Here is a 3,186-nt window from a genome sequence, read left to right on the forward strand (position 1 = left end):
GTTACATAACGCCCGCTTAAGGGGCTGACAACGCTACTACCAAGTTTCCGCATAACACCGTAACCACAAAAACCAACGCATAATAAAAATGCCACGCGTTGGAAGTCCCTCTTGAAGCGTTTGTTAGCCGTACATTGCCCAATTAAAATACGGACGAAGACCATCCATTCGTTCAACTGCTACTCCTAACTTCTTGTAGAACTCGTGTGCTCTTACGTTGTATGGGCTAGCTGTCCATGAAATATGAGAAGTTAATGAACTTTTAGCTTCCATTTTCAATGCATGCATAAGTTTAGCACCGTATCCCTTTGACCGATGCTCACCAATAACTAGTAAGTCATCAAGCCAAATTGAAGGCTCACCACGAAAAGAAGAATAACGGTAATGAAATAAAGCGAATCCCAAAACTTCCCCATCGACTTCTAATAGCAAAGCATGAGCAAACGGATAATCACCAAATAAAGTACGTTCAATCTTCTCTTTGGTCGTAGAGATTTCACCATTAAATCCTTTCATACTTCGATCAAACTCGGCTTTGTGTGCAATAAGTTCTAGTAACTTATCAGAGTCTTGCTTGATCGCTTTCCTTATATTCACTTTATTCTCCATAACTCAACATTCTGATGTCGGCTAACGCCCGCTTAAGGGGCTGACAACGCTACTACCAACTTTCCGCATAACACCGTAATCACAAAAATCAACGCATAATGAAAATGCCGCGCGTTGGAAGTCCCTCTTGAAGCGTTTGTTAGCTTGCGTGCCAAAGTGACACAATGATTGCTTTTTGTATATTTAAACACCATAATAAAGATGTGACATTTTGACACAAAGGAGAACACATTATGGCTACCACTTTACCTCGTATCACTGCGAGAGTTGATGTCGATACACAAAACTTATTAACCAAAGCGGCTGCTCTCGCTGGCATGTCTAGTATTAACTCATTTGTACTCAATGCTGCAATCGAAAAAGCAAAACAAGTGATTGAACGTGAGCAAACACTAAAATTAAGCCAAGCAGACGCCATTTTACTTATGGAAGCTCTCGATAAACCAACAACATTAAATCAAAAGCTTAAAACTGCCGCCGAACGTTATGAGACCAAAAACCAATGATGAAAACGGTATTACTCGATAAAGATAAACACGACAGAAACCGATTCAACTGCGGAATTGATGCGCTTAATAACTATTTGAAAGTCATGGCAAGTCAGCAAGCTAAAAAAGATAATACCCGAACATTTGTTTTAGAGGATGAAAATAACACCTCACTTATCATCGGTTTTTACACTTTAACAATGACACCCATTGACCTAAAAGCATTGCCCGATAAGTTACAGAAAAAGCATCAGTCATCAACGTCTGGCGGACTCATTGCTCGCTTAGCTATCGATGAGCGCTATAAAGGTAAAGGATTTGGCGAGTGGTTACTTATCGATGCTCTACGAAAACTACTAGCCGCTAGTGATAGCGTGGCATTCCCCGTCGTTATTGTTGACGCAAAAGATGGCGCTAAACATTTCTATGAGCGCTATGGTTTTAAAGCGTTTCAAGATGCAAAAAATAAGCTATTTATCACCATTTCAGATATTAGGGCAAGTTTAGGCTAGTATTGCTAGCGTTTAGCAAGCTAACGCCCAATTAAGGTGTGAACCACGCTACCACGACACTCAAATTGAACGCCATAAACACTGAACTAGACCCAAACCAAAAATGCCAAGCGTGGGGAATCACTCTTAAATTGTTTGTTATGTATTACAAGCCACCTGCTAAATCTAAGTAGTTTCCTGTCGAAAACGATGACTTTTCAGACGCTAACCAATAGATTGCTTCTGCTACTTCTTCAGCCGTACCACCCCGTTGAAGAGGAATGATGCTCTTAAGCCTTTCAACCCTCTCAGGCTCGCCTCCGTCAGAGTGCATATCAGTATAAATTAGCCCCGGACGAACACAATTAACCCTAATACCCTCAGCAGCAACTTCTAAGGATAGCCCCTTAGTTAAAGTATCAATCGCCCCTTTTGAAGCTGCATAGTCAATGTACTCATTTGGAGAACCAGAGCGAGATGCACCAGAAGAGACATTCACAATCGCACCTCCATTTCCGCCGTGTCGGGTAGACATACGCTTTACCGCTTCGCGACTACACAAAAAGTAGCTCGTAACATTATTGATTAATATTGCATTGACCCTGTCGGCAGTCATTTCCTCTAGCCTACATTGTTTACGTAAGATTCCCGCATTGTTCACCAAAACAGATACTTGACCTAATTCACGATCAATACGTTCAAACAGTTGTACAACTGCATGTTCATCAGAAACATCAGCTTGAACCGTAATGCAGTTGCCTCCGTTTGATGTAATTTCGGATGCAAGCTCTTCCGCTGCATAAGAGTTAGACTTGTAGTTAATACAAACAGAGTATCCTTTCGATGCGAATAACTTTGTAGTCGCAGCACCAATTCCACGGCTACCACCAGTAACTAAGACTACCTTTGAATTTGTCATAAACTATCCCTGTGTGATTAACTTGAAGTAATACATAACGCCCAATTAAGTAGCCCGAAACGCAACGACCAACTTTACGCACAACACCGTAATCACTAAACTCAACGCATAATAAAAATGCCACGCGTTGAGGGTCTGCTTGAATTGTTTGTTATATTTCAGTTCCATACAGCCACTGAAACACCAAACAACCTTTGAAAATAGTACATAACATCAAAAGCTTAACGTCAGTTGAGCCAGATTTAGATACAAAAAACAATTAATTTTGAAATCGAATCAAGCTTACCCATTGATTCTGATGATAAATATCAGAGAAATAAGCCATTAATGTAAACCAAATCAAAAGAGCTGCTAAATGCGATTAAACAATAATGTTCGTTAGACATTGATAAACTTGATCAAATCAACAGCTATGCTTCACAAGAAATCATCAACCAGCAAAACACTCACATTACCACTTAACTTTAAATTTGTAGTACGTTGAATTTAAGAGAAATATAACGCCGCATTCTTACGAATCCCCCCATAATTTCCATATAAAACAATGAGTAGACGCGCATCGCTCATTCTGATCTAATGAATTTCGCCAAAAACACACCGGATTAAATGGATTTAATAGGGAACCCCTACGATGCGCGATGTTCAAATTCTACAGCAAACACTCGAAAACCAATGCCCT

4 protein-coding genes are annotated in these 3,186 nt (G+C 40.2%); 2 read left to right on the plus strand and 2 right to left on the minus strand.

Features of this window, described 5'->3' with window-relative positions; translation table 11 throughout:
* Positions 1-123 precede the first annotated feature (123 nt).
* On the minus strand, positions 124-609 hold the full coding sequence (locus CAG57_RS11440; RefSeq protein WP_202597766.1) for a GNAT family N-acetyltransferase: 486 nt from the start codon (positions 607-609) through the stop codon (positions 124-126).
* A 233-nt stretch (positions 610-842) separates the two neighbouring features.
* Here CAG57_RS11440 and CAG57_RS11445 point away from each other — a divergent pair, with 233 nt between their 5' ends.
* Both CAG57_RS11445 and CAG57_RS11450 read left to right on the plus strand, forming a co-directional pair.
* Complete coding sequence (locus tag CAG57_RS11445; RefSeq protein ID WP_004394087.1) at positions 843-1,115, plus strand: type II toxin-antitoxin system TacA family antitoxin; 273 nt, start codon at positions 843-845, stop codon at positions 1,113-1,115.
* Positions 1,112-1,609, plus strand: coding sequence for a GNAT family N-acetyltransferase (locus tag CAG57_RS11450; protein WP_161426799.1), 498 nt, complete (start codon positions 1,112-1,114; stop codon positions 1,607-1,609). Before CAG57_RS11445 ends, CAG57_RS11450 begins: the two co-directional genes overlap by 4 nt.
* A gap of 145 nt (positions 1,610-1,754) precedes the next feature.
* Here the strand turns inward: CAG57_RS11450 and CAG57_RS11455 are convergent, their stop codons facing one another.
* Positions 1,755-2,507 (minus strand): SDR family oxidoreductase, encoded by a 753-nt coding sequence (locus tag CAG57_RS11455; RefSeq protein WP_161426800.1) that lies wholly within the window; start codon positions 2,505-2,507, stop codon positions 1,755-1,757.
* Between the last annotated feature and the right edge of the window lie 679 nt (positions 2,508-3,186).

Origin of the sequence: Vibrio sp. V30_P3S12P165 (assembly GCF_009904905.1) — a bacterium.
Classification (GTDB): domain Bacteria; phylum Pseudomonadota; class Gammaproteobacteria; order Enterobacterales; family Vibrionaceae; genus Vibrio; species Vibrio fujianensis.

Bases quoted from the DNA above. Each gene is read 5' to 3' on its own strand.
- CAG57_RS11445 (WP_004394087.1), top strand. From the start codon at position 843: ATGGCTACCACTTTACCTCGTATCACTGCGAGAGTTGATGTCGATACA.
- CAG57_RS11440 (WP_202597766.1), bottom strand. From the start codon at position 609: ATGGAGAATAAAGTGAATATAAGGAAAGCGATCAAGCAAGACTCTGAT.
- CAG57_RS11455 (WP_161426800.1), bottom strand. From the start codon at position 2,507: ATGACAAATTCAAAGGTAGTCTTAGTTACTGGTGGTAGCCGTGGAATT.
- CAG57_RS11450 (WP_161426799.1), top strand. From the start codon at position 1,112: ATGATGAAAACGGTATTACTCGATAAAGATAAACACGACAGAAACCGA.